Source organism: Stenotrophomonas sp. CC22-02, assembly GCF_004365115.1.
Taxonomy (GTDB): Bacteria; Pseudomonadota; Gammaproteobacteria; order Xanthomonadales; family Xanthomonadaceae; genus Stenotrophomonas; species Stenotrophomonas forensis.
Map to the genome: position 1 here is coordinate 1,683,576 of NZ_SOCO01000001.1, position 24,161 is coordinate 1,707,736.

The following is a 24,161-nucleotide window of genomic DNA, read 5'->3' on the forward strand; positions in this document are numbered from 1 at the left end:
CTCAGTGCCCACCGTCCGCATCCTGGATCGGCCGATGGCCGGGGCGCGCCAGCAGCAGGTGCGAGACACCGATCGAGCGCTCGAGGAAGCCGCCCTCGCAGTACGCCAGGTAGAACTCCCACAGCCGGCAGAAGCGCGCGTCGAAGCCTTGTGCGTGCACTGCCGGCAGCTGCGCCAGGAAGCGCTGGCGCCAGGCGCGCAGGGTCAGCGCGTAGGAGTACCCGAAGTCCTGCTGGGCGGTCAGCTGCAGGTCGCTGGATCGGGTCTTGGCCGCCATGATCGCGTTGATCGATGGAATGAAACTTCCCGGGAAGACGTAGCGCTTGATGTAGTCGACGCTGCGCCGGGCCTGCTCGTAGCGGTGATCCTCGATGGTGATCGCCTGCAGCAGGGCCACGCCGTCCGGCTTCAGCAGGCGCTGCAACGTGGCCATATAGGTATCCAGGTACTCGGCGCCGATGGCTTCGATCATCTCGATCGAGACCAGCTTGTCGAACTGGCCCTGCAGGTCGCGGTAGTCCTGCATCAGCAGGGTGACCCGGTCCTGCAGGCCGGCGGCCTGCACGCGCGCGGCGGCCAGCGCATGCTGTTCGGCGGAAATGGTGGTGGTGGTGACGTGGCAGCCATAGTGCGTAGCGGCATGCACGGCGAAGCCGCCCCAGCCGGTGCCGATCTCCACCACGCAATCGCCAGGGCTGAGCCGCAGCTGCTGGCAGATGCGGTCCAGCTTGCGCCGCGAGGCCGATTCGAGCGATTCGCTTTCATCGGAGAACAGCGCCGACGAATACATCAGGTCCGGCGACAGGAACAGGGCGAAGAAGTCGTTGCCGAGATCGTAGTGCGCGGCGATGTTGCGGCGGCTGCCTTCACGGCTGTTGCGGCGCAGGCGGTTCCAGCCGCGCAGCAGCCAACCGCCGACGCGGGCCGGGCCGTGTTCCATGCTGTCGAGAAGATCGCGATTGCGTACCAGCAGCCGTATCAGCGTGACCAGATCGTCGCAGCGCCATTCACCATTGATGTAGCTCTCACCTGCGCCAACGCTGCCTTGCGCGGCGACCTTGCGATAGAACGCCGGGTCGTCGATGGTGACGGTGGCATGCAGTTCGCCCCCGGCATCGCCAAGCCAGACTTCGCCGAGCGCGTCACGCACACACAGCCGGCCCTCGTGCAGCGGGGCGAGCTGGGCCAGCAGGCGGCGGCGCAGGAAGGCATCCAGTGCGCCAGGGCGCGGCAGCGCGACCGAAGGAGTCATCGAGTTCATCGCGGTTTCCCGGCAAGGTTGGGGTGGTCGTGGACGGGGTTGCGCTTCAGCCACAGGCGCAAGGCCTGCCAGTGGATCGCGCCCACTACCTGCAGCGTCATCAGCGGATAGCAGGCAAGCACCCGGGCCAGGCCGGGGCCGTCCAGTGCGCAGCGCTGCATGGTCTGGGTGGCATCGAACTGGCGGACACCGTCGCGCCAGACCTGCATGTGCACGCGCAGGTCATCGCCGGGCACGTTGAAGCGCCAGTCATAGCGGCAGTCCATCGGCATGAAGGGCGAGACGTGGAAGCGCTTGTCGAACTGCCAGCGCAGCGAGGTGCCTTCATGGGTGGCCGTGGAGATCGGCAGCACATAGGCATGCCGTTCCTTCCACGGGGTGTTGGTGATCTCGGCCACGATGCAGTCCAGGGTGCTGCCATCGGGCTGGTAGCAGTAATAGAAGCTGACCGGATTGAACACGTGCCCGGCGAAACGCAGGTGGGTAAGAAGGCGCACCGGGCCGGCAGGCCGGAAGCCGAGGGTGGCCGCGGCGTGGTCGCGTACTGCATCGGCCAGGGGCCGCGTGGAATCACCGAAGTAGTCGCTGCGGCGGAATTCGGCCAGGTTGCGCCGATTGATCGACCACAGCCAGCGGCCAGCGAACACCGTATCGAGCTCGTCCAGGTCGAGCAGAAGCTGTGCGATCGAGTAACGGAACGCATGCGGGTGCGGGTGATGCCGCCGATGCATCACCTGCCCGAAATATAGCGCGCTGGCGCTCATGCCGCGACCTCGCCGGCCGCCGGCAGCAGCCGGTGCGGCTCGCAGGCACGCAGCGCATCGACCACGCGCCGCGCACTGCGGATTCCATCCTCATGAAAGCCCCAGCCCCAGTACGCGCCCGCAAACCAGGTGTGGCGACGGCCCTGCAGCTCGGGCCAGCGCTGCTGGGCACGGACGGCTGCGTGGTCGTGCACCGGGTGGGCGTAGCGCAGCGTGCGCAGGACCTTGGCCGGGTCGATCGCCTCGCTGCGGTTGAGCGTCACCACCAGCGGCGTGTCACCGGGCAGGCCCTGCAGCAGGTTCATGCAGTAACTGACCGTGCAGGGCGCAGACGGGTCACGCGGCACATGCGCGTTCCATGCGGCCCAGGCCTTGCGGTTGCGTGGCAGCAGCGTTGCGTCAGTGTGCAGCACCGCTTCGTTGGGCTGGTAGCGGATGGCAGCGAGCACCTCGCGTTCGACAGGGTCTGCGTCACCCAGCAGCGCCAGCGCCTGGTCGCTGTGACACGCCAGGATCACCTCATCGAAACCCTCCACGCCGGCAGCACTGTGCACGCGCGCACCCCACGGCATGCGCTCGACCGAATGCACCGGGCACTGCAGCCGCTCACGCACGCGCCAGCGGGCGCGCAACGCGTCGACATAGCGCGCCGAGCCGCCGCTCACCACGCGCCAGGGCGAGCGCCCGGTCATCTGCAGCATCTGGTGGTTGGCCATGAACAGGGCCAGGTAACGGGCCGGGAACTCCATCACCGAGCGGGTAGGGGAGGACCACAGCGCCGATGCCATCGGCAGCAGATGCTCTTCGATGAATGCCTCGCCGTAGCGCTGGGCATGCAGGTACTGGCCCAGGGTGGGGCCTTCATCCTCGGCCAGCAGCAGGGGCGCGTCCCGGTAGAACCGGCGCAGGTCGGCCAGCATGCCCCAGAACCGGGGTGACAGCAGGTTGCGGCGTTGGCAGAAGAGGCCGTCCAGCGAGGTGGCGTTGTACTCCACGCCGCTGCGCTCGCTGTGCAGGGAGAAGCTCATCGTCGTCGGTTGGGACACCACGCCCAGTTCGTCGAACAATGCCGTCAGCAGCGGATAGTGCAACGGATTGAAGACGATGAAGCCGGTGTCCACCGCCATCTGCAGGCCATCCACCTGTACGTCGTGGGTGTGGGTGTGGCCGCCCAGATAGTCGTTGGCCTCGAACAGCGTGACCTCGTGTTCGCCGTCCAGCCACCAGGCGCTGGCCAGGCCCGCAATGCCGGAGCCGATGATCGCGATGCGCATGTCAGTACCTCGCCTTGGCCAGCACCCACTCGGGAATCGGCTTGAGGCCCTTTACCAGGCCAAGGGCCGCCATCACGCGCAGGCCGTACCAGGTCAGGTCCACCTCCCACCAGCGGAAGCCCTGGCGGACGGTTCCCGGGAAGAAGTGGTGGTTGTTGTGCCAGCCTTCGCCAAAGGTAAGCAGGGCCAGCCAGAGGTTGTTGCGGCTGTCATCGCGGGTCTCGAAACGGCGCCGGCCGAATCGATGCGCCAGCGAGTTGATGGTCACGGTGGCATGGAACAGCACGATGGTGGAAATGAAGAAGCCCCACACCAGCAGCTGCGGCCCCGAGGTGTGCAGGCCCGGCGTCCAGCGCTCCAGGGCGGCGCCGAGCGCATACAGCGCTGCGGCCAGCAGTACGGGAACCGCGGTGTCGAAGCGATCCAGCCAGCGCAGTTCCGGGAAGCGCGCCAGGTCGGGAACGCGCGACAGATCCGTGGCGAAGGCCTCGCGGGTCAGGAACCAGCCCATGTGGCTGCGCCAGAAGCCGCCTTCACGCGGCGAGTGCGGGTCCAGCGGCTGATCGGCATGTCGATGATGATGGCGGTGATGCGCGGCCCACCACAGTGGTCCGCGTTGTACGCTGGCGGCCCCGATGACAGCGAATACGAACTGCACCGGTCGCGACGCCTGGAAGGTGCGATGCGAAAAGTAGCGGTGGTAGAACGCGGTGATCGCGAACATGCGCACGGCATAGAGCGCCGCCGCAACGATCACTGCGGTCCATGACACGCCCACCCAGATCACCGCCAGGCACGCCACATGCATCAGTGCGAACGGTACCGCGCGCAGCCAGTCGATCCGCCCGGGGCGGTCGACGGCGCTGTCTGCAGCGCTGCCGGTGTCGACCCAGCGCTGCACTGTGCGCAGCAGGCGCCAACGGCGACGGGGGAGGGGCGCTGCAGAGGCCATGAGGGGTCTCGAAGGGGGTCGTGTGTTCTCTCTACGCAGCACAATGCCCACTGGATGCGTGCTGCCGCTGTTAGTTTTGCTTCACCCGGACGTCACGCCGCAACCGGCGACGAGCCGTTGCGCCCAGGCCTGCTGCCATTCGCTGGCGCTGCTTGCGCGCGCAGCGCTGGCGAATCGAACCACCACCTGCGGATAGTGGCCCCGTGCGTCGCGCAGGTTGCTGGTGCCCTGGAACTGCAGCAGTCGTCGGTCGGTATCGGCATAGACCAGCTGCAGGCGCGGTGCGATGCCGCCATACCAGGTGTCGAGGCTGACCTCGATCTGCTGCGCGCCCACCCCCTGCCAGCGCAGGGAGCCAGTGCGGCGAACCTGTACAGGGAAATAGCGCTGCCGGCCTGGAACCAGGAACGGCAGCGAGATGCGCTCGCCGCGCATCAGCGCCGGCCAATGCTGGCGCACGGCGGCGTCAAAGCCGGCATCGATCACGGCATCAGCGGGCAGTTCCAGGCGGCGCTGGCGCGATGGCGCATCGGCATCCTCCTTCCAGTCGATCAGGACACTGCCGCCGGCCACCTCGATCTGCACCTTCTGGCCGCTGCGCAGATCGTCCAGCGAGTAGCCGCGCGCCTGCGGGCGGGATGTCGCGGGCAGGTGCTTGCGGGCGAAGGGGCGCCCATCCGGGCACTGGTACAACACCCAGCGTTCGGCACCGTCGCTCGCGTCGCGCTGCCAGTGCACTTCGCGATAGAGCGCCGGCCCCTGTGCGGAGGTGGCAATGCCCTCGGTGCGCAGCCAAGGGGCCGCCAGCGCGGCATGGGGCAGGCAGAGCAGCAGCCAGGCGGCACGCATGGGGGTTCATCCGGAGAGGGAGGTCAGAAGGCATACGGCGCCGGTGGCCGCTCGGATGCAGCAGGTCGCCTGCATCCAATCGCCACCGGTGCGCGTACAGAGGACAGACCTTCACCTGCCCGCCGCGAACGCAGATGTACCCTGACGCCGCCAGCATTCTCCTCACCTTCGATACCGCACGCATCGTGTCCAGTTCCCAGCAGCCGAGCAGCGAGCCGACGAACTGGGCCGGTGACATGGACAGGGTCGCCCGCCTGCGCGACCGCGACTGTTTCATGCGGATCTACGACCACTTCATGCCACGGCTGTGCGTCTATCTGCGCGGCCTGGGGGCGCCGGATGCGGTGGCCGAAGAGCTGGCGCAGGAATGCCTGCTGCGGTTGTGGCTGCGCGCCGCCGACTACGATGCCGCCCAAGGGGCGCTGAGTACCTGGCTGTACCGGATTGCCCGCAACCTGCACATCGATCGGGTGCGGCGCGAGCGCAGCTGGCTGCAGGTGCAGGCGGCGGTGGAGGACGCGGCAACCCTGGATGTGGTCGAACGCAGCAGCGCCGAACAGTTCGCCGACCAGGCGCGGCTGCGCCAGCGCATCAACGAGCTGCCTGCCGTGCAGGCGCGATTGGTGCGGATGTCCTATTTCGAAGCCAAGAGCCACAGCGAGATTGCCGAGGCGCTGGGCATGCCGCTGGGCACGGTCAAATCGCATCTGCGACGTGCGTTCCTGCAACTGCAGTCGAAAGTGGGAGGTGCGCTGTGAATCCGCACCACCATCTGCACGAATCCACATTGATGAGCTATGCGGCCGGTGCGCTGCCCGCGCCGTTGAGCATCGTGGCCGGCGCCCATCTTGAACACTGCCCGCATTGCCGGCAGCGCCTGCGTGAGGCCGAAGCCATCGGCGCGATGTTGCTGGAGCAGACCCAGCCAGCTGCAAACGATGCGCGCCGCGAGCAGCTGCGCGAAGCGATGCTGATGCAGCTGGCGACGGAGACGGAAACCGCTCCCCCCTCCGCTGCGCGGCCGCTGTTGCAGGAGCGACCGGGGGCGAATCCGGACCATCTCCCGGCGTCGTTGCATCCGTATTTCGGCAGCACCTTGAGTGGCCTGCGCTGGCGCTGGATGGCGCCGGGGGTGCACTGCATCCGCGCCGAACAGATGCCGTCGCTGATCATGCTGAAGATCGCACCGGGCAAGTGCCTGCCGATGCACAGCCACGGACGCAGTGAACTGACCCAGATCCTTCACGGTTCGTACAACGACGCGCTGGGCCTGTTCGCGCCGGGCGATGTGGCAGACCTGGATGAGGAAGTGGAGCACCAGCCCGTCACCGCACCGGGCGTGCCGTGCATCTGCGTGTCCGCGCTGGATGCGCCGCTGGTGTTCAGTGGCTGGCTGGCGCGGAAAATCCAGCGTTTCGTGAAGCTTTAGGGGGAAGACAGTGGCGGCTGCCGGTGCATTGCGGGTTCTGTTGACCGGCGCTACCGGGTTGGTGGGGCAGGGGGTGGCCCTGGCCTGCCAGCGCTCGCACCAGGTGTCTCAGCTGACTGCACTGGTCCGGCATCCGGGCAGCCTCCGCAGTGCCGAGAGCGAACTGATCGTGCCGGAGTTCCTGCACATCGAAACGCTGCAGGATGAGCTGGCAGGGTTCGATGCCTGCTTCTACTGTGCCGGTGCGCCACCGGTAGGCACCGCCGAGGCCGAGTACCGTCGCGTCACGCTGGACACCACGCTGGCCGTTGCCCGGGCGTGGGCAGCGGCCAATCCGCAGGGGTGCTTCCTGTATGTGTCCGGTGCAGGCGCAGATGCGGGCAGCCGGCTGATGCCGCTGCGCATCAAGGGTGAAACCGAGCAGGCACTGCAGGCATTGCCGGTTCGCACGGTGATGTTGCGGCCAGGTGGCGTGCGCCCGGTGGAAGGCACCGGCACCCGCCATGGCCTGCTGAAGCCGTTGTACTGGGGTGGCGCGCCGCTGATGAAACTAGCGGGCGCGATCGCGCCCTCGCTGGTGACCAGCAATCTGGCGTTGGGCCAGGCAATGATCGCGCTGGCCGGCCGGGAGCATCCGCCGGCCACGGTCGAGTGCGCGGACATCAACCGGATCGCAGCGGGAGTGCGCGATCCGGTGGCTTGATCTCAGTGCAGCGCGGCTTCGAGCGCGGTGCGTACCGCCTGCGCCAGATCACTGCGGGTGAACGGCTTGGGCAGCAGCGCGGCCGCACGGCCCTGGCTGCCGACCGCATCGTGGTCACGCGGGTAGCCCGAGGTGAACAGCACCGCGACGTCCGGCCAGCGTTCGCGCACTTCGCGCACCAGTTCCCAGCCCGACATGCCGGGCATCACCACGTCGGAGAACAGCAGGTCCACCGTGGTGTCAGGGCGCTCCAGCAGGCGCAGGGCCGAAGGGCCGTCGTGCGCTTCCAGCACGCGGTAGCCCAGCATGCGCAGCGCGTCCACGGTATGGGCACGGACATCGTCGTTGTCCTCGGCCACCAGGATGGTCTCTTGGCGCGGTGAATAGCCGGCCAGCCCGGTCTGCGGTGCCGTTCCCTCACAGGGCAGGGCCAGCGTCGAGCGCGGGAACATCATGGTGATGCTGGTGCCGCCGCCTTCCACCGAATCGATCAGCACATGCCCGCCGGACTGCTTGACGAAGCCGTGCACCATCGACAGGCCCAGGCCGGTGCCCCGGCCCACCTGCTTGGTGGTGAAGAAGGGCTCGAACACCCGCGCCAGCGTGGCCGCATCCATGCCGTGGCCGTTGTCGCGGACCCGCAGCATCACGTACTCGCCCGGTGCTGCATCAGGGAACAGGGCGGCGTAGTCGTGGTCGAGATGGCTGTTGTCCACTTCGATGACCAGCCGACCGCCGTGCGGCATGGCATCGCGTGCATTGACGGCCAGATTGAGCACGGACGCCTCCAACTGGCTGACGTCGATCTCGATGCACCAGATGTCCTCGGCGACCCGGATGTCCAGCTGCACCAGTTCGCCCAGTGCACGCTGCAGCATGTCATGCATGTCCAGCAGGCGGTCGTTGAGGTTGGCGGCCTGGCTGTGCAAGGGCTGGCGGCGGGCAAACGCCAGCAGGCGCTGGGTCAGGCTGGCGGCGCGGCCTACGCCCTTGAGGGCATTGTCCAGCGCACGGCCGACCATCGCTCCGGGCTCGCCGGCACGCTCGCTGAGCAGCATGGCGTGCTCGACGTTGCCGGAGATCACCGTGAGGATGTTGTTGAAATCGTGGGCGATGCCGCCAGTGAGCTGGCCCACCGCCTCGATCTTCTGCGCCTGCCGCAGCGCATGCTCGGCGTGCAGCCGTGCGGTGGTTTCCACCGCCTCCGAAACCACGGCGGTGACCGCGCCCTCGGCATCCAGCAGCGGGCGGAACGAGAAATCGAAGCTGCGCCGGCCGGTCGGCAACTCCAGGTCGAGCGCATGCAGCGAACTGTGCCCCTTGGCAGCATCGGCAACGGCCCGGTCAACGGTCGCGCCGACGTCATCGGTGCCAGCGAACCAGGGCGACTGCCCGAAACGCAGGCCCATCACCTCGGGCTTGTCGGCCAGCACTGCGGCCAGCGAAGCGATATTGGCGTCCACCACCTGGCCTGCGAGATCCAGCAGCACCTGGTGCTGGAAGCTGGATTCGAAGATCGCCTGCAGGCGTCGCTTGCTGGCCCGCAGCTCTGTGGTGCGGGCCTGCACCTGTCGTTCCAGCAGCTGGTTGTCCTCGCGCAACGCCAGTTCGGCCTGCTTCAACCCGGAGACGTCGCTGCCCAGGCAGATGTAACCCACCACCTCTCCATCGGCGCCGCGTTCGGGTACGCAGTCCATCTGCACGAAGCGTGACTCGCCACTGCGGTGCACCAACTCCACCTGGAAGCTGCTGCGCTCGCCCTGCAGCACACGCTGCAGGCTGGGCAGGGCATGCTCGAACGCGGAAATGCCGCTGACATCGCGCGCGCTACGGCCCAGCAGTTCGGCCAGGCTGATGCCGTGCCAGTCCAGGAATGCCCTGTTGGCGAAGCGGTAGCGGTGTTCCTTGTCGAGCTGGGCGATCAGCGCCGGCACGGCATCGGTCACCTGCTGCAACTGGGCCTGGCTGTCGTTCAGCGCGGCCTGTGCATCGGCCAGCTGGGTGCGTTCGCGGGCTTCCTGCTGTGCCCGCCGGATGGCATCCGGCAAGCGCTGCAGCCGCTGCTTGACCACGTAGTCGCGTGCGCCGCGGGTCAGCGCCTGCACCGCCAGTTCCTCGGTAAGCGTGCCGGAGACGAAGATGAAGGGGGTGTGCGGAATCCGCTCGCGTGCGAGCGCGAGCGCCGCATCGCCGTCGAAGCCCGGCAGCACGTGGTCGGCGAGGATCACGTCGAACGGATGGTGGTCGATCGCCTCGATGAAGGTGTTGCGTGACCACACCCGCTCGACCTCGAAATCCAGGCCGGCGCGTTGCAGCTGTGCGGTGATCAGCTCCGCATCAAGCGCACTGTCCTCCAGCATGAGGATGCGCAGGCGCTCACTGCGGCGCGATCCATCATGCATTGTGCTGCCCCGATCCGTTGGGGCGATGGGGCGGTGGCTGATTGGTGATGCCCCAGAACATGCCCAGCCCCTGGATGGCATCGAAGAATTCCTTGAAATCGACCGGCTTGACCACGAAAGCATTCACGCCCAGTTCGTAGCTGCGCACCAGATCCTGCTCTTCGCGCGAGGAGGTCAGCATCACCACCGGTGTACTGCTCAGCTGCGCGTCACCGCGCACCTGCTCCAGCACCTCCAGGCCGTTCACCTTGGGCAGTTTCAGGTCCAGCAGCACCACCACCGGGCCACCGTGGTTGGCGCCGGCGAACTTGCCTTCGCAGCGCAGGTAGTCCAGCGCTTCGGCGCCGTCGCGTACATGGATGACATCGTTCAGCAGCTGGCAGCGCGACAGCGCAGCCAGTGTCAGCTCGGCATCCTTGGGGCTGTCCTCGACGAGGAGGATCGGCCGCAGGTCCCTCATGGGTGATCTCCTGTGGAACGGGGTAAGGTGAAGTGGATCGTGGCGCCCTTGCCGGGCTCACCCTCGGCCCAGGTCCTGCCGCCGTGGCGGCTGATGATACGGCGTACATTGGCCAGGCCGATGCCCGTGCCTTCGAATTCCTCGACGTGATGCAGGCGCTGGAACACGCCGAACAGCTTGTCGACATAGCGCATGTCGAAGCCGCAGCCGTTGTCGCGCACGAAGAAGTGATCCTCCTCCTCGCTGCGCTCATGGCCGACCTCGATCACCGCATGCTCGCGCTCGCGGGTGAACTTGACCGCGTTGGAGAGCAGGTTCTGCCAGACCAGCCGCATCATCGTCGGGTCGGCCTGCACTTCCGGCAGCGGCGCCAGCGTCCATTGCACGTCGCGGCCGGCGTAGTCCAATGCCAGGCTACTGCGCACGTCCTCGGCAAGCACCGCCATGTCCAACCGCGCCCGGCCAAGGGTGGAACGGCCCATCTGCGAGAAGCTCAGCAGATCGTCCACCAGCGTACCGGCCGACTTGGCCGATTCCACGATGGTGTCGAGGAAGCGGCGTTCGGTGCCGTTGAGGCGTTCACCGGCCGAGCTGCCCAGCAGTTCCGAATAGCCGACGATGTGGCGGAAGGGCGCGCGCAGGTCATGGCTGACCGAGTACGAGAAGGCTTCCAGCTCCTTGTTGCTGCGCATCAGCTGTTCGTTCAGCTCGGCCATTTCCTCGGCCTTGCGCAGCACGATGTCGACGATGGCGGTGCGCATCTCGTGCGCGGCATCGCGGTCGGCGTCATTCCACGGCAGGCTGCGCTGCTGCACGGTTTCCTTCCAGGCCTCGAAGGAGCTGCGTGGGGACAGCGCCACGTCCGGTGCGGCGGTCTTGCGTGGATCGCCGCCCCAGCGCACGGTGCGCACCACCTCGGGGCGGAACCACATCAGGTAGCTGTCATGCAGCTGCGAGATGGACACCGCCAGCACGCCGCTGGCCACGTCGGCCAGGCGTACCCCGGGCGACCAGTCGCCGGCCAGATGGTCGGTGCAGTATGTTTCCTGCCCGGCCTGCTGTGCGGCCAGCCAGTCGGCCAGGACCAGCACGTCGGTCGCGGGCGGGCACACGCCCACGCGCATGCAGTCGCCCTTGTGCACGATGGCCGCGCCAGCGGCGCCGGTCAGCGACAGCAGGCTGGTTTCGTCGTGGCGCAGCGCGGCCATGAAGTCCTCGTCGCCGGCCATGCGGGCGAGCAGCTTGACCAGCACCGAGCGGCGCGCCACGCGCTCCTCGATGGCCCGCGCACGTTCCTTCAGGGCAATCTGCAGGGACAGAATCTGGCCCATGAACTCGCACGCAGTGCGCACGTGGTAGGGCAGCCGGCGCGGATGCACCGTGTGGCACGACACCAGACCCCACAGCTGGCCCTCATGCACCAGCGACACCGACATCGATGCACCGGTGCCCATGTTGCGCATGTACTGCATGTGCACCGGCGAAACGCTGCGCAACACCGCCAGGCTGAGGTCGGTGGGCGGTGCGTCGCGATGGTCCTCGGCGCGCATCAGCGGGGCAGGGGTGTAGTTGTTGTCTGCGATCAGCCGTACCCGGTTGCGGCGATACAGTTCGCGGGCCTGGGCCGGAATATCCGACTCGGGAAAGCGCAGGTCCAGGTAGGACGGCAACAGGCCGTTGCCATCCTCGGCCACCACCATGCCGTTCCAGCCCGCATCGAACTGGTAGACCAGGGTGCGATCGAAGCCGGTGAGCCGGCGCATGTGTTCGGCGGCCAGCTGGCACAGGTCTTCCACCGTCGTGGCCGACTCGATGGCGGTCATCAGCTCGCGGATGGCCGGGTAGAGCTCCTCCAGCGAGCCCGGCTGGCCGGGAACGGGCGACTCCAGCTCGACCAGCAGGTCGGTGGCGGAGCGGTGCACCAGCAGTTGATGCCGGCCGTGGCCGTCCAGGTGCACGGCGCCGACATGCGCGCTGCTGCCGACCGCGGCCTGCTGGAACAGCGCCTCGAACGGCGCCAGCACGCCGCCGAGTACCTCGCTGACGTGCTGCATCAGCGGCTCGCCGAACTGCTGCAGCAGCCTGGGCTGGCTGATGGCGCGCTCACGCACCCGCAGTGACTGCGGTTCCAGTACCAGAAGAACACCGTATGGCTGGATTGCGCCCGGCGTATGAATCGGTTCGCGTGCACAACGGGACAGCGCAGCGTCGTGCTTGGACTCAACGGAAGGCATCAAAGGCGGCACTCATGATTCATGGATGACGGGAACATCCCAGATGGGGACAACCCAGCACTGCATCCGGTATCCGGTGATGGTGAAGCAAAAGCGTGCATTCGCATACCACTTCGTAAGCGTGAAGAGCCTTTCATTGAAAGCTGAATTCTTCATTTTCGCCGTACGGCGACCCCTTGCGTGTTTCGCAGAAGGTACATGCGCGCTGCACGCTCGCTGCACAGCGGGTTGCCTACCGTAGGCCAACCTTCCTGAGCCACCACGACCGTGAACCTGCAGACCCTGCCTTCCATGCCGTATCGCATGCTGCCCGACAGCTGCCAGTTCGAACTGCTCGATGTGGATGCGTTGCAGGACCCGGCCAGTGGCCGCCTGCTGCACCTGTACTCGCTGGTGGCCCGCTGCCTGTCGTGCGAAACGGTGTTCAAGGCAGAGGAAGGGCAGGGACTGGTCAGCCACTCCGCATCGCGGGTGGTGCGTTGCCCTGCCGGCTGCGGGCAGCAGGCATTCAAGCCGTCGCTGTTGCGTGCCTGGCAGCCGCAGGTGGCTGCACAGGCTTGAGGACGCTGATGGGTGCTCACAGTACCCCGGGGTTGGCACGCCACACGGCGAAATTGAGTGCCGAGGCGAACGAGATCCAGGCAAGGTAGGGCAGCATCAGCACTGCGGCGCCACGCTGGATGCGCAGGAAGCCGAAGATCGTCGCGCACACTAGCACGATCAGTACAAGGATGTCAGCGAAGGCGAGTGCGCCCAGCTTCCAGCCGAAGAACAGCCAACTCCACAAGGCGTTGACCGCGAGCTGCGATAGATGGAGTGTCAGCGCCGGACGCGCACCGCCCCAGCCGCGCTCCCGCCACACCAGCCAGGCGGCAACCGCCATCATCGCGTAAAGCAGGGTCCAGACCGGCCCAAATACGCTGGCAGGCGGTGCCCAGGCAGGCAGGGCGAGGCTGGCGTAGAAGCTGGCAGCGGACCTGGACGCCCACGCGCCCAATGCGGCCGCCGCAAAGGTGACCGCGAACCATCCCAGAAGACCCAGCGCCTGTGAACTCCGCTTCATCGCGTACAACTCCATGATGCCTGTGCCCCCTCATACGAACAGAGGCGGCAAATGGATGCAGGCCGGGGGCGATCAGTCTGAAGTGCCCGCCGCGCTTCCGTCCTGGCTTGAAGGCAACAGGGAAGGACGCTGGTCGAACCACTCGCGCGCCTTGGCCAGGTGCCACTGGCGCTGGTCGCCATCGAGCTCGATGCCAGCACCCAGCAGCCCCCAGCGCAGATACAGATCGCCACGCTTGCGCTGCTCCAGCAGATCCAGGCGTGCGCGCACCGAGAGGCGATCATTCTCGGCCTGCAGACCGTCGATCATCAGGTGGCCCGGCCGCCAGCGCAGCCTGGCCTGCGCATCGACCTGCCCGGAATCCAGCAGCGACAGCGTCCAGCGCGGATAGTCGGTGCGCGTGGCGAACACCGCCAGCAACGGGCGCGCATCACTCAGGGTCAGATCGGTGGTGGCGTCCACCTGGAATGGGGACTGCGCGTCGATGCGGCCCCGCTTGAACGCAGCACGGCCTTTCCATGCGGCGCTGGACTCTGTGCCGGCCACCTGCACGTTGCGCAGTTCGACGGTGGTACCGGACAGGTCGAAGTGGCGCTGGTTGAAATCGCCGCGGCGCAGGGTTGCGTTCACGTCCACATCGCCGCCCATGTCCAGGCCTGCGACCTTGGCGCTGGCGTTGCGACCCAGCAGGCGCGCCGTGCCATGGCCAACGCGGCCATCGGTGTCGAGCGTGGCATCGCCACTGAGGCTGCCAGTGCCACGCAACAGCCGCAGCTGCGACGACCCCAGGTAGCGGTTGTAGGCGGCCAGATCCGGAATGGTGGCTTCGCTGAAACGCAGCCGGGCGCGTACACCCTTACGCAGTTCCTGCAGGCGTCCGTCGCCGGTCAGGTCCACGGCCAGGTCGCGACCGTCGAACAGGCGCACGTCCTTGGCATCGCTGGGGCGCGCACTGAAGCGGGGCAGCCGGATCGCCAGCTGCGCTTGATTGGGCGTGCCGGCCTTCAGTTCGCCATGCGCGCTGGCGGTGCCGGCCAGGCGCACGCCGGCAACTTCGGCCACGGCGGCCGCTGAGGGAATGTCCACGGTGCTGCCTTCGATCAGCTCGCCATGGCGCAGGCGCAGGTCGGCCTTCAACGTGCCGCCGCCATCCAGCTGCAGCCACGGCTTGCGCACGAACAGGGCAGGGATCCAGTTGAGCGAAGTAAAGGTCCATTCGCCGCGCACGGTGCCGGAACTGCGCTCCAGCAGCTGGGCCGGCGCCTGGAACGGGATGTCGCGCCCGGTGATGTGGATGTCCGCATCGACTTCGCTGCCCGAGCCCGGCTTAGGCGGCAGGCGCGCCTGCAGGCGCAGGTCGTTGGACACATCGAGCTGCAGCGCGAGCAGGCCACGATCGGGCGCGCCATCGCCCAGATAGAGCGGAACCTGCCAGCGCGCGCGATCGCCGGGCTGCAGCTGGCCGTCGATCAGGTGGGCGGCCAGCTGCAGGCGACCGGGCACCGGCGCGCTGGAAATGCGCGGCTGCTGCGCATCGGTATCCATGCGCAGACCCTGGCTGCGTGCATCCACGTGCAGCTGGGCATGCAGGATCTTCAGCTTGGCCAACCCGGGCGCCTGGTCGCGGTAGTGGCGTGGATAACTGAAGCGCGCGGTCAGGTTCATGTCGCCCAGCAGCTGCACACCGTCAAAGCTGGTGTCCGCATCGCGGAACGAGACCTCGGAATCGAACAGTTCGGACGGGCCGCCGCGCAGCTGCTTGAGGAACCCGACCGTGCCCTGGCCCTTGCCGATGATCAACAGCTTGCCGAATCGTGCGCTGCGGATGCTGTCGCTGTGGATCGCGTCGAAACGCAGGGTCCAGCCCTGGTCGCTGCGCGGCGGCGGCGGAATGGCTTCCTCGACACGGCTGATTTCGGCGGAGACTCCCGTGGCCTGCAGCCGGGGCACCCGGACCTCCCGCTTGAACAGGGGAAATACGGCCAATCGGGCGCTGGCACGCTCGGCGTGCAGCACGTAGACGGTGTGGTTGACGTGGCCGCGCATGTGCACGTTCCAAGCAATGACATGTCCGGGCAGCAGCGTGATGGCCGGGCCGGTGGTCATCACGAATTTGTGCGGCTTGCGGTTGGTGACCTGGTCGAACAGCGGGGTGTTGAGGAAGATGTTGCCGGCCAGCAGGTACAGCGCGTAGATGCCCAGCAGGACAACGCCCGCCACGCGCCATCGGCGAAAACGGTGCGGGATGCGCGCGGAAGTAGGGGGCATGTACTGCTCTGCAGGCCGGAATTGCCTCAACTATTGCGGAACCGATGGCGGCGGTACGTGAAGCAGCTACGGCCGCGTGGTTTGTTTCTGCTAGTGTCGGCCTTGGCCACTACGCCGATCCGCGAGGAATCGCATGGAAATCCGGGCTGCCACCGCAGGTGACTTCGACGCCATGTGGGCCATCTTCAGCGCTGCCATCGCGACCGAGGATGCGCTGCCGTTCGCCGGCACCTTCGAGGCCAGCACCTTCCAGAGCCACTGGTTTGGGCTGCAGCCGGCTTATGTGGCGCTTCTGCAAGACCGCGTAGTCGGAATGTACAAGATGGGCGCCAACTTCCCCGATCTGGGGGCGCGCGTGGCCAGCGCCACCTACGTGGTCGATCCGACAGTGCAGGGGCGCGGCATTGGGCGGGCGCTGGTGGAGCACAGCCTGGACCGGGCGAGGGCGGAAGGCTTCCTGGCCATGCAGTTCAATTACGTGGTCAGCACCAATGCGCCAGCGGTTGAGCTGTACCGGAGGCTGGGGTTTGCCGTGGTTGGAACGCTACCGGAGGCATTCCGGCATGGAACGCTGGGGTTGGTGGACGTGTTTGTGATGCACCGGTTTCTGTAGCGGCCTGGAAGGGCCGGGGCAACAAACTGCCAAGAATGGTGCGGCAGGCGACGCCCACTATTTCCTGCCGCCGTGATTTCTCGGCACGCTTTCTGCGATTTCGGTCACGAGGGCAATCATTACCCGACAGATATATCGGAATAACCCTACATAGATGGAGGTCGGATTAGTCCAGGGTCACCTGACCCCACATTATCCAACTGGGCAGGGAACGGACATTTCCATTTTCTGATGCCCTCAGAACGTAGGGAGATGAATATGAGTGTGAAATCGGGTCGACGTGCCGTTGCGATTATGGTGGTAGGAGCCTCGGTGCTATTCTTGCCAGGCTGCAATCTTCATGTAAAAAGCGTTCGAGCGTACGGCGAATGCTCTGGAAAGTCGGGGGCAGGAGGAGAATGCAAGGCGGGAGCAGAAGTGATCTGGGAAGGTGGTGGAAAGAGGAACTTCCTCGCTCAGCTGGTCAACGCCCTGCCAGATGCGGCGAGTTTTCAGCTGGACACCAGTGGCTCGACGATTCCCTATCCCAGCAGCGGATCCGTTACTCTCCAGGTGAAGAATTCCGCAAGTGGCGCAATTGTCGCAGCCCAGCAGTTCCAGTGGGTCAAGACTGGTACCGTCATCAAACTCGCCAACGCCGACAGCGCCAATAATTGGCTCTACGCCAACATGGGAGAAGGGGATGCGCTGTCCTACGATCTCGTTCCTTTCCGCTCCAGATACGGCGCTGGGCCACAGGTCATAGCCGGGCAGGCCAAATACGAAGGAGCCACCCAGGCAAGCTATACCGTGCAGTTCAGCGGTGGAAGCTGCTCCATACACAACACAAACCAGCCTTGCCCCATCCAGTAGACTAGCTCAGCGGGTCTGATTCAATCGAGTCAGACCCGCTGCAACGCAAGCCTCAAGCCACTAGCAACGTAGAGCGAGCATGATCTGGCGAACATCCTGCGTCTTTGTATTCTGCTCTTTCATTGGTGCCTGCGCCTTGCAGCCAAAGAGCATTCCGCCGCAGGTCTCATCCGCAGGTTACACATCGGTCAGCTCGACCCTTCTGGCAGGCTGGATCTACCTGCGCAGTGAGAGCCATCTACCTGGATCGAATCTGGCGTCCGGCACCCCTGAGATCAAGGTATGCGAGTCTGTCACACACAGCATCCAACTTGAGATCTACCCGGGCGTCGAGCCAGATGTTGAAAGAACCTGCCGGAACATAGACGCCTCCGCCACCGAAGCGGAGCGATGGTTCCCTAAGCGCAGCATCCGCTATTCGGTCATCATCGTGCCTGAAGGGCAATCCATTTCCGTGAGCAGGTGGAGTTTCGGATATCGATCGGCGCACCTTGCGTTGGCGGTGGCGGCATTCGGTAACCAAGAAAGACGAGAGGGAAATCTTGTTGATCTAGTGGCGCATGAGACCTTTCATATACTCGGTCGAATTGCCGGGGATGCCCGTGGGCAGGATGAGTACTATGCCTACTACGCGGGCTTGTGCGCTCAGCTCGCGGTTCTTGGATCGATTCCCGAATCCGCCTTGCCAGGAGCCCCGCTTCAAGGGGGTGTGGATGAACCAACGCGGGCATCTTCAGATTCGGCGTATCGGGTAAGGCGTGAAGCCGTGCTGCTGTCCCACGATGGATCGATCAAGGCGAGCGACGATGGCGGCAGAGCACTCGCTCTGCGCTGCATCGAGTTGCAGAAGGTGACAGCGCGGCCAGATTTCAAACGCGGCCCGAACGGATCGTAATGGGTCGTCCGATGTCCTGGTTGAAGAGCGTGGTAGAGCAAGGGGTTCACGGCGTGCGACCGGCACTGGTTCCGCGTACAAACGCCGCTGCCAGCTGCACCGCATCGCTGCTGCCACGATCGCCGCGCAGTGCATGGACCAGTCGGCTGGGCGTGACGCCGGTCCAGCGCAGCAAATCATGCGTGGCATGGGCCTGGTCGCTGTAACCGTGACGCGCGGCGGCCGAGGCGATGCTGGCCGCTTCGCCATCCAACGTGCGCAACAGCGCCTGCAGGCGGCGGACACGGGCATACTCTTTGGGTGTCATGCCCACAGCGGCCAGAAAGCGCGTCTGCAGGCCGCGCAACGAGATGCCAATCCGGCGTGCCAGTTCGGCGATACGCAGGTCCCCCTCGATGGCATCCAACGCCGCAACCGCCTGTTCAACGCGCTGATCCAGGGCGAAGCTGGCGCAGCGTTCGCGCAGGATCTGCCAGAGCGGCTCTGCCGAGCCACTGGCTGCGCTGGCGCGTGCGGCCGTGCTGAACACTTCGGCAAAGGCAGCATCCAGTGTGTAAAGGTCCGGCGCCTGGTCTCGAAGCCCGGGCAACCGAGGGCCAGCAACCAGAGCGCTCGCTGCCGGCTGCAGCCGCACCCCGATGCAGAACACCGCGCCGACGGCCTGCAGACGGATCGGACCACATTGCTGAGCCGCAAAACAGAACGGCAGATCGGAACGGATCCGGCCATCGGCCCCATGCAGATGCAGCGGCACGCCAAGCTCGGCAATCAGCTCGCAACGGCCATCCGGGTAGATGACCTGTACGTCATTCCCGGGCGCCTCGTCCCGCAGCCACCACAGGCATTGGACATGCCGGCGCAGATCGTCGGGGGCAGGGTGCTCGAAGTAGTCCATGCGGCATCGGACGCCATCCTGCGCGTTTTTACAAGCGCCTCCGGGGCTGGCGCGCTAGCCTGCGTCCAAGCCATCCAGGAGGTCAGGGCATGTTGAAGTCGACGTTGGTGGTGCTTGGCGCAGGGCTGGCGCTGGGAAGCAGTGCCGTCACGGCCGCACCAGCCAGGTTTGACTGGCTGGCCGGGCACTGGTGCGGCGGTACAGAGGAGCGCGGGCTTGAAGAGGTGTGGCTGCCCGAGGCCGGCGGCGCGTTGCTTGGCATGTCGCGTACGTTGAGCCAGGGCAGCATGGCGTCATTCGAGTACATGCGCCTGGTGCCGGCAGGCAAGGCGGCCGGCTTGCATGTGCAGCCCAACGGCGTTGCGCCGACCACATTCGTCATTGCCGACCACGGCGAAAACTGGGTGGTGTTCGAGAACCCGCAGCATGATTTCCCGAATCGCATTGAGTACCGGCGCGATGGCGCCGACTTGAAAGCCAGCATTTCCGGGACGGGGGAGGATGGGAAGATTCTGCGGATTCCGTTCGACTATCGGCGCTGTGGTGATCAGGGGGAGGCGGGGCAGGGGCGGTGAGCGGTCCGGCCCCCGATTGTGCTGGTGACGCTGTCGGTCCATCCTCTGGAGCGCAAACCTGCTCTCAGTTGGCGGCAGGCGTTCGACCTCACAGAGGACCCGTAATGACTGCGGCGACCAGATTCCAGTTCCTCGCACCATCGGCGCAACGCACGCTCGTGACAGGCATCCTGGCGCTCACCTTGGTGGCCTGGGTGTGTACTACCGCCGTCCTTGCCATCGGCGGTCGGCCTGATCCACCCAGGCTCCGCGCTGTGGCACCTCTGATTGACGGGCCATGGAAATTTCATGTCGGTGACGATCCGCGCTGGGCGGGTATCGCGGCGGATGATTCGTCCTGGGAAACGCTCGACCTGAGCGCACCGGCCAGCAGCATCGACGGCGACGTGGGGCTGCCCAACTATGTCGGCGGATGGATGGCACACGGTCATTCCGGGTATCAGGGATATGCCTGGTACCGGCGCTCGCTTGTAATTCCAGAGGGCGACCGCGTGTGGGACATCCTCGGGCCCACCGCCGTGGAGGATGGCTACGAGCTGTACTGGAACGGCAAGCGCCTGGGGGGCTCAGGCAGGCTAGGGCAGTCGCCTCGTGTCGTGGGTACGCGGCCGATGATCTTTTCGCTGCCCGCCGATGCCGCAGGCACGCAGGGCGTGATTGCCATAAGAACATTCATGCAGCCCGGCAGCGTTGCCGTCCCTGCGAGCGGCGGCATCCACGTAGCCCCAACCCTTGCCCCGCAACCAGAAAGCCGTGAGCTATATCGCGTGCAATGGTGGCGTACCGTCGCGGGCTACATTGTTGAAGTGGTCGAGCCGCTTGCGATGGCGATGGTGATCGTGTTGGCGCTGTCGCTAAGGCCGCTCAGCAGCCATCAGTCGTTCATCGCCTTCGTTTGTGTCGCGCTTCTGCTCTCTGCCGTGAAGCGGCTCGACAACGCGATCGTCTCCTGGACGGATCTGCTCAGCCTTCCTGCCTACACATGGTTGAACAATGTGCTGTGGATGCCGCTCAGCCTGGCGGCATGGGCGCTGTCGTGGAATCGCTGGGCGCTTCCACCTTCGCGGGGGATCGATGCTGGCGCCCTTGTTCTGGCGGCTCTCGGGATTGCCGGAGGCGTTATGGGGGCGGTTTGGGGCACACAGGTCTTCCGCCTCGGCACACTCGCGCTGCTCGTGCTTGTCGCCGCGCGGATAGCCCGCAATGGGCCAATGCGCGGCATGGCACTGACCGTGCTTCTTGTGATTACCATATCGCAGTACACGAGCGAACTCGGTTCGTTGGGGGTTCCAACGATCTGGTTCCCGTTCGGGATTGGCGTGACGCTGACCCAGTATGTGTATGGAATCGCCATCCCGTTGCTGGCGGTGTTGATCGTGCGTACGGTAGCGACGGCTAAAGCGGTTCCTGGTAGGTGGCAGTGAAACGGCGCCGGTGACAGAGCCAGTAGTGTGGCGGCATTGATCACGAGGGTTGGCCAGGTTCCGATGACGCCCAATCAGGCTCCAGGTCAGAGCAGGAGCTTGGGGCTGGCCAGGGGTCGTGTGGGCTCCTAAGCTCCGTAACATAATATACATTATGCGAAATGATGTATCGGGCGTGATCCGGTTCGTCGGCTCGATCTGGCAATGGCTGCGGCTCTGGCTTGGCTCTTGCCTCCCTGTTGGAACCCCCGACAAGGATGAGCTCGCAGCATGATCAAGATCGATCCGCACGAACGAATTGACCTGGCCGGCATTAGGGCCGGCTTCGGTTTCCAGGCTGGGCACATGTTCACTCCCGAACGTCACCAGCTGAGCCCTGCGACATGGCCTAGTGGTTTCTGACCTGCAACATTGCCCGGGAATGGCGAGTGATGATAGCCAAGGCTGTTCGTTGACAGACATTTCTGCCGCGCTGAAGCAGAGATTCTGGGTGTCCAGGCAGACATTCTGGGTGGACGCTGATCGAGAGCAGAGATTTCTGCGCCTTAGTTGCTGTATTGCAGATGTTTCCACCCTTGATCACCACTGAGGATTCACCTCAAGTTCGTGGGAAGCCCGTACAGCTAGCTTCCCTTTTGTAACGCGTCATCGGGCCGGGCATGGCTGCTACTTGCACATCATTTCATGATGCTTCCGCTGGCCAAAGCACGCTCCAGCGCGGATCTTGCATGCCCGGGTGCTCTAGCGCAGCATGCAGCCATGCTGTCTGCACTTCGGGGATCAAGCTGAGGCTGTCCTTGAATATTTTCGAATGCAGCCATCGCGCCCGCACTTGCACTCCGAAGCGTCAGGTACCATGGCATACACGCTAAGGCTCAACTTCCGAGAATCCCCCAATGAACGAAACTGATCGAGAGATCATGCTGGTTGCCATGGCAATCGTCGGATTTGCGGTCTCATTCGTCTGTTGGGCTGCTTGGCTAGCTCGCAGAACGCGCCTTGCGCGGAGTCAGCGGACTGGCCTCCGGGGCAAATGAAGTCGCCCCGTTCTTTTGCGTGTCAGCTACTAGGAGCGCGGCACAGCGCTATTGTTTTGGGCGTCTGCGAGCCGCAGGCGGACGAACTTCTTTGGATCGCTTGAGCGCCACCTCCAGCTGAGCTGGCAAATCTCGAAGCCCTGAAAGTTGCCCCTCTAGCGCGTCACATCTGCCGCGCAGGATATCGGCAGACTGACTGGCTGTGGCGGCCGCTGATTGGGCGGCCTGGATATCCTGACGCAGCTGCTTCTCAAGGGCCCTGTGTTGTTCGGATGCCTTGCTTAGCTGCGCCTGGAGTTCCTTCACCTCCTGGCGGGCACGATCAACATCGCTGAGCGCCCGATTCTCGACAGATCTGACGTACTCGGTCCAGTCCTCCCTCTCAGATTTCGCCGTCTCTAGGGTCTCCTGAAGCCGGACGTCGAGTTGCTGTCTCGCTGCCTCACTTCGGTCGGCTCTCCGAAGCGCGGTGTCCCGTTGCTCTGTGAGCTCTGAGATCTGCATACGGAGTTGGTCGACTAAGTGCTGGAGCTCTGTAGCTTGCGTAGCGGCAATTCTCTCTCCTGTGAGAGCATCGTCGCGCTCTGAGCGCATTTGCGTCAGCTCGTCAGCTACAAATCGGGACTTAGCCTCCAGTGCATCACGCCGGGCGGCCAGCGACTGCTCAGCCTCTGCAAGCTCTCGATGGGCGGCCTCCCGGGCATGACTCAACGCTAGCTCCCACCATTGTCCGGCGAGTTGCGCCAACACCGCCGGTGCATCTTCTAGGTCCTGACGCGCTGGCTGCAGGCGCGTGCCAAGTCGGTTCCACCACGTCTCCAGCCAGCGGGTCACGGTGTTCGGCGAGCCTGTCCCGAGGTGAGCCCGGATCCGTTCTACGGTTGGGCGTTCGCCCTTGGCGACCAACTCGTCGGCGGCGGTATGGACGTCAGTTTCAGTGATGCCGCGGGCCATGCGAAGTCTCCTGTACTGGCACCCTACTCTGCTGATAACGTACTCACGATAAGTGATGATTATCACGAGTAGGCACCCCATTTCATAGCGTACATTACATACTATGAAGAATAATTACACATCTTCGACCTTGCCAACGACGGCCACGCACCTGGTTTTGCCAGAACAACTGGCCGAACAAGCCGGCGAAGCGGTGCGTGAGCTGCTGGCCGAAGCGGCTGCGGCCAATACTACCCGCAGCTATGCCACCGCCCTGCGCTACTGGGCCGGCTGGCACCGGGGGCGCTATGGCATCGAGCTTGGGCTTCCGGTCAGCGAGGCTGTGGTGATCCAGTTTCTGGTCGACCATATTCAACGTCGACGTGGAGCCGAGCTAGTGAGTGAGCTGCCGGAGGCGCTGGATCAGACGCTAGTGGCCGCCGGGCTCAAGGCCAAGGTCGGGCCGCTGAAGCTCTCGACCGTGGTCCAGCGGGTGGCAGTACTCTCAACCGCCCACAAGCTCAAGCGGCTGGCCAATCCCTGCGAGCTCCCCAGCGTCCGCACCCTGCTCAGTCGGGCTCGGCGCGCTGCAGTCAAACGGGGTGAGCGGCCAACCAAGAAGACCGCAATCACTCGGGCCGAACTCGAGGCCATGATTGTGACCTGCGATGACAGCCTGGAGGGCCTGCGTGACCGTGCCCTACTCTGCTTCGGTTTCGCTAGCGGTGGTCGTCGGCGCAGCGAGATCGCGGCCGCCGACATGCGCGACCTGCGCAGGATTGACGATGAAGGCTACATCTACCGACTGGAGCATTCAAAGACTCAACAGGCGGGCGTCACGACGGATTCGTCGCCGGACAAGCCGATCCTGGGGCGAAGCGCCGAGGCACTTTCGGCTTGGCTGGATGCTGCGGGCATCATTGAGGGGGCGATCTTCCGTCGAATCTGGAAGGCTCGGGTGGGGCCTGCTCTACTCCCTGGTTCAGTGGCTGCAATAGTCAAACGGCGAGCTCGTATGGCGAGGCTAGACGGAGACTTCGGGGCTCACAGCCTGCGATCGGGATTCGTGACCGAGGCCGGCAGGCAAGGTGTACCACTGCCCGCAGTGATGGCAATGACCGAGCATCGCTCGGTCGCGAGCGTGATTGGCTATTTTCAAGCCGGCGAAGCCGTAGATAATCCGGCCGCCCGGCTGCTCAAATAGTCGGGGCATACGAGCTGCTTTCAAAGATCTGACTACCCTGAAAGCTGCTCCCAATCATCCAGCAGATCTTGGCC

The 24,161-nt window shown here is 65.2% G+C and carries 23 protein-coding genes; 11 read left to right on the forward strand and 12 right to left on the reverse strand.

Features of this window, described 5'->3' with window-relative positions:
* Position 1: 1 nt before the first annotated feature.
* The 5 genes from N440_RS07885 to N440_RS07905 all read right to left on the reverse strand — a co-directional run bounded on the left by N440_RS07885 (position 2) and on the right by N440_RS07905 (position 5,100).
* Entirely contained in the window at positions 2-1,261 is a 1,260-nt protein-coding gene (locus tag N440_RS07885; protein WP_133934642.1) for a cyclopropane-fatty-acyl-phospholipid synthase family protein, read from the reverse strand.
* Positions 1,258-2,025 carry a DUF1365 domain-containing protein gene (locus tag N440_RS07890; protein ID WP_133934643.1) on the reverse strand — a complete coding sequence of 256 codons (768 nt, stop codon included), beginning with the start codon at positions 2,023-2,025 and terminating at the stop codon, positions 1,258-1,260. The genes N440_RS07885 and N440_RS07890 overlap by 4 nt, the downstream gene beginning before the upstream one ends.
* Positions 2,022-3,299: an FAD-dependent oxidoreductase gene (locus N440_RS07895; protein WP_133934644.1), complete on the reverse strand. Its 1,278-nt coding sequence runs from the start codon at positions 3,297-3,299 to the stop codon at positions 2,022-2,024. Before N440_RS07895 ends, N440_RS07890 begins: the two co-directional genes overlap by 4 nt.
* A gap of 1 nt (position 3,300) precedes the next feature.
* A complete protein-coding gene (locus N440_RS07900) occupies positions 3,301-4,251 on the reverse strand; it encodes an acyl-CoA desaturase (RefSeq protein ID WP_133934645.1) in 951 nt (316 codons plus the stop codon).
* Between the two features lie 81 nt (positions 4,252-4,332).
* Positions 4,333-5,100, reverse strand: a complete 768-nt coding sequence (locus tag N440_RS07905) for a hypothetical protein (protein ID WP_133934646.1) — start codon at positions 5,098-5,100, stop codon at positions 4,333-4,335.
* Between the two features lie 134 nt (positions 5,101-5,234).
* On the opposite strand from N440_RS07905, the gene N440_RS07910 reads away from it, so the two are divergent.
* From N440_RS07910 to N440_RS07920, 3 genes are read left to right on the forward strand one after another with little or no spacing between them, the layout of a single operon-like run.
* On the forward strand, positions 5,235-5,858 hold the full coding sequence (locus N440_RS07910; RefSeq protein WP_133934647.1) for a sigma-70 family RNA polymerase sigma factor: 624 nt from the start codon (positions 5,235-5,237) through the stop codon (positions 5,856-5,858).
* Positions 5,855-6,529, forward strand: a complete 675-nt coding sequence (locus N440_RS07915) for a ChrR family anti-sigma-E factor (RefSeq protein WP_133934648.1) — start codon at positions 5,855-5,857, stop codon at positions 6,527-6,529. The genes N440_RS07910 and N440_RS07915 overlap by 4 nt, the downstream gene beginning before the upstream one ends.
* Positions 6,530-6,569: 40 nt before the next feature.
* Positions 6,570-7,232, forward strand: coding sequence for an NAD(P)H-binding protein (locus tag N440_RS07920; protein ID WP_208322783.1), 663 nt, complete (start codon positions 6,570-6,572; stop codon positions 7,230-7,232).
* A gap of 2 nt (positions 7,233-7,234) precedes the next feature.
* On the opposite strand, the gene N440_RS07925 is transcribed toward N440_RS07920, so the two are convergent.
* The 3 genes from N440_RS07925 to N440_RS07935 are packed head-to-tail and all read right to left on the reverse strand — an operon-like array spanning position 7,235 to position 12,328.
* A complete protein-coding gene (locus N440_RS07925; protein ID WP_133934650.1) occupies positions 7,235-9,634 on the reverse strand; it encodes a hybrid sensor histidine kinase/response regulator in 2,400 nt (799 codons plus the stop codon).
* Positions 9,627-10,094 carry a response regulator gene (locus N440_RS07930; RefSeq protein ID WP_053449729.1) on the reverse strand — a complete coding sequence of 156 codons (468 nt, stop codon included), beginning with the start codon at positions 10,092-10,094 and terminating at the stop codon, positions 9,627-9,629. Before N440_RS07930 ends, N440_RS07925 begins: the two co-directional genes overlap by 8 nt.
* Positions 10,091-12,328, reverse strand: coding sequence for an ATP-binding protein (locus N440_RS07935; protein ID WP_133934651.1), 2,238 nt, complete (start codon positions 12,326-12,328; stop codon positions 10,091-10,093). Before N440_RS07935 ends, N440_RS07930 begins: the two co-directional genes overlap by 4 nt.
* A 267-nt stretch (positions 12,329-12,595) precedes the next feature.
* On the opposite strand from N440_RS07935, the gene N440_RS07940 reads away from it, so the two are divergent.
* Positions 12,596-12,889, forward strand: a complete 294-nt coding sequence (locus N440_RS07940) for a hypothetical protein (RefSeq protein WP_049458084.1) — start codon at positions 12,596-12,598, stop codon at positions 12,887-12,889.
* Positions 12,890-12,905: 16 nt separating this feature from the next.
* On the opposite strand, the gene N440_RS07945 is transcribed toward N440_RS07940, so the two are convergent.
* Positions 12,906-13,391, reverse strand: coding sequence for a TspO/MBR family protein (locus N440_RS07945; RefSeq protein ID WP_133934652.1), 486 nt, complete (start codon positions 13,389-13,391; stop codon positions 12,906-12,908).
* 72 nt (positions 13,392-13,463) lie between these two features.
* Positions 13,464-15,659, reverse strand: a complete 2,196-nt coding sequence (locus tag N440_RS07950; RefSeq protein ID WP_133934653.1) for a hypothetical protein — start codon at positions 15,657-15,659, stop codon at positions 13,464-13,466.
* A gap of 133 nt (positions 15,660-15,792) precedes the next feature.
* Between N440_RS07950 and N440_RS07955 the strand changes: the two genes are divergently transcribed.
* The 3 genes from N440_RS07955 (at position 15,793) to N440_RS07965 (ending at position 18,019) form a co-directional block, all read left to right on the forward strand.
* Entirely contained in the window at positions 15,793-16,272 is a 480-nt protein-coding gene (locus tag N440_RS07955) for a GNAT family N-acetyltransferase (protein ID WP_133934654.1), read from the forward strand.
* A gap of 252 nt (positions 16,273-16,524) precedes the next feature.
* A complete protein-coding gene (locus N440_RS07960) occupies positions 16,525-17,124 on the forward strand; it encodes a hypothetical protein (protein WP_166671543.1) in 600 nt (199 codons plus the stop codon).
* A 79-nt stretch (positions 17,125-17,203) separates the two neighbouring features.
* Entirely contained in the window at positions 17,204-18,019 is an 816-nt protein-coding gene (locus tag N440_RS07965; RefSeq protein ID WP_133934656.1) for a hypothetical protein, read from the forward strand.
* Between the two features lie 46 nt (positions 18,020-18,065).
* On the opposite strand, the gene N440_RS07970 is transcribed toward N440_RS07965, so the two are convergent.
* The gene (locus N440_RS07970; protein WP_133934657.1) at positions 18,066-18,914 is read right to left on the reverse strand and encodes an AraC family transcriptional regulator; all 849 of its coding nucleotides are present in this window, start codon (positions 18,912-18,914) and stop codon (positions 18,066-18,068) included.
* A gap of 89 nt (positions 18,915-19,003) precedes the next feature.
* Between N440_RS07970 and N440_RS07975 the strand changes: the two genes are divergently transcribed.
* From N440_RS07975 to N440_RS20540, 3 genes are all read left to right on the forward strand, one after another.
* Positions 19,004-19,489: a DUF6265 family protein gene (locus N440_RS07975; RefSeq protein WP_133934658.1), complete on the forward strand. Its 486-nt coding sequence runs from the start codon at positions 19,004-19,006 to the stop codon at positions 19,487-19,489.
* Positions 19,490-19,593: 104 nt separating this feature from the next.
* Positions 19,594-20,913 (forward strand): glycoside hydrolase family 2, encoded by a 1,320-nt coding sequence (locus tag N440_RS07980; RefSeq protein ID WP_243831302.1) that lies wholly within the window; start codon positions 19,594-19,596, stop codon positions 20,911-20,913.
* 270 nt (positions 20,914-21,183) lie between these two features.
* Entirely contained in the window at positions 21,184-21,315 is a 132-nt protein-coding gene (locus tag N440_RS20540; RefSeq protein ID WP_279587425.1) for a hypothetical protein, read from the forward strand.
* Positions 21,316-21,998: 683 nt separating this feature from the next.
* On the opposite strand, the gene N440_RS07985 is transcribed toward N440_RS20540, so the two are convergent.
* Positions 21,999-22,904, reverse strand: coding sequence for a DNA-binding protein (locus N440_RS07985; RefSeq protein WP_133934659.1), 906 nt, complete (start codon positions 22,902-22,904; stop codon positions 21,999-22,001).
* Positions 22,905-23,007: 103 nt separating this feature from the next.
* Here N440_RS07985 and N440_RS07990 point away from each other — a divergent pair, with 103 nt between their 5' ends.
* Positions 23,008-24,087 carry a site-specific integrase gene (locus tag N440_RS07990; protein ID WP_133934660.1) on the forward strand — a complete coding sequence of 360 codons (1,080 nt, stop codon included), beginning with the start codon at positions 23,008-23,010 and terminating at the stop codon, positions 24,085-24,087.
* Positions 24,088-24,161: the final 74 nt, after the last annotated feature.

Bases quoted from the DNA above. Each gene is read 5' to 3' on its own strand.
- N440_RS07885 (WP_133934642.1), bottom strand. From the start codon at position 1,261: ATGAACTCGATGACTCCTTCGGTCGCGCTGCCGCGCCCTGGCGCACTG.
- N440_RS07890 (WP_133934643.1), bottom strand. From the start codon at position 2,025: ATGAGCGCCAGCGCGCTATATTTCGGGCAGGTGATGCATCGGCGGCAT.
- N440_RS07895 (WP_133934644.1), bottom strand. From the start codon at position 3,299: ATGCGCATCGCGATCATCGGCTCCGGCATTGCGGGCCTGGCCAGCGCC.
- N440_RS07900 (WP_133934645.1), bottom strand. From the start codon at position 4,251: ATGGCCTCTGCAGCGCCCCTCCCCCGTCGCCGTTGGCGCCTGCTGCGC.
- N440_RS07905 (WP_133934646.1), bottom strand. From the start codon at position 5,100: ATGCGTGCCGCCTGGCTGCTGCTCTGCCTGCCCCATGCCGCGCTGGCG.
- N440_RS07910 (WP_133934647.1), top strand. From the start codon at position 5,235: ATGTACCCTGACGCCGCCAGCATTCTCCTCACCTTCGATACCGCACGC.
- N440_RS07925 (WP_133934650.1), bottom strand. From the start codon at position 9,634: ATGCATGATGGATCGCGCCGCAGTGAGCGCCTGCGCATCCTCATGCTG.
- N440_RS07930 (WP_053449729.1), bottom strand. From the start codon at position 10,094: ATGAGGGACCTGCGGCCGATCCTCCTCGTCGAGGACAGCCCCAAGGAT.
- N440_RS07935 (WP_133934651.1), bottom strand. From the start codon at position 12,328: ATGCCTTCCGTTGAGTCCAAGCACGACGCTGCGCTGTCCCGTTGTGCA.
- N440_RS07945 (WP_133934652.1), bottom strand. From the start codon at position 13,391: ATGAAGCGGAGTTCACAGGCGCTGGGTCTTCTGGGATGGTTCGCGGTC.
- N440_RS07950 (WP_133934653.1), bottom strand. From the start codon at position 15,659: ATGCCCCCTACTTCCGCGCGCATCCCGCACCGTTTTCGCCGATGGCGC.
- N440_RS07955 (WP_133934654.1), top strand. From the start codon at position 15,793: ATGGAAATCCGGGCTGCCACCGCAGGTGACTTCGACGCCATGTGGGCC.
- N440_RS07960 (WP_166671543.1), top strand. From the start codon at position 16,525: ATGAATATGAGTGTGAAATCGGGTCGACGTGCCGTTGCGATTATGGTG.
- N440_RS07965 (WP_133934656.1), top strand. From the start codon at position 17,204: ATGATCTGGCGAACATCCTGCGTCTTTGTATTCTGCTCTTTCATTGGT.
- N440_RS07970 (WP_133934657.1), bottom strand. From the start codon at position 18,914: ATGGACTACTTCGAGCACCCTGCCCCCGACGATCTGCGCCGGCATGTC.
- N440_RS07975 (WP_133934658.1), top strand. From the start codon at position 19,004: ATGTTGAAGTCGACGTTGGTGGTGCTTGGCGCAGGGCTGGCGCTGGGA.
- N440_RS07980 (WP_243831302.1), top strand. From the start codon at position 19,594: ATGACTGCGGCGACCAGATTCCAGTTCCTCGCACCATCGGCGCAACGC.
- N440_RS20540 (WP_279587425.1), top strand. From the start codon at position 21,184: ATGATCAAGATCGATCCGCACGAACGAATTGACCTGGCCGGCATTAGG.
- N440_RS07985 (WP_133934659.1), bottom strand. From the start codon at position 22,904: ATGGCCCGCGGCATCACTGAAACTGACGTCCATACCGCCGCCGACGAG.
- N440_RS07990 (WP_133934660.1), top strand. From the start codon at position 23,008: ATGAAGAATAATTACACATCTTCGACCTTGCCAACGACGGCCACGCAC.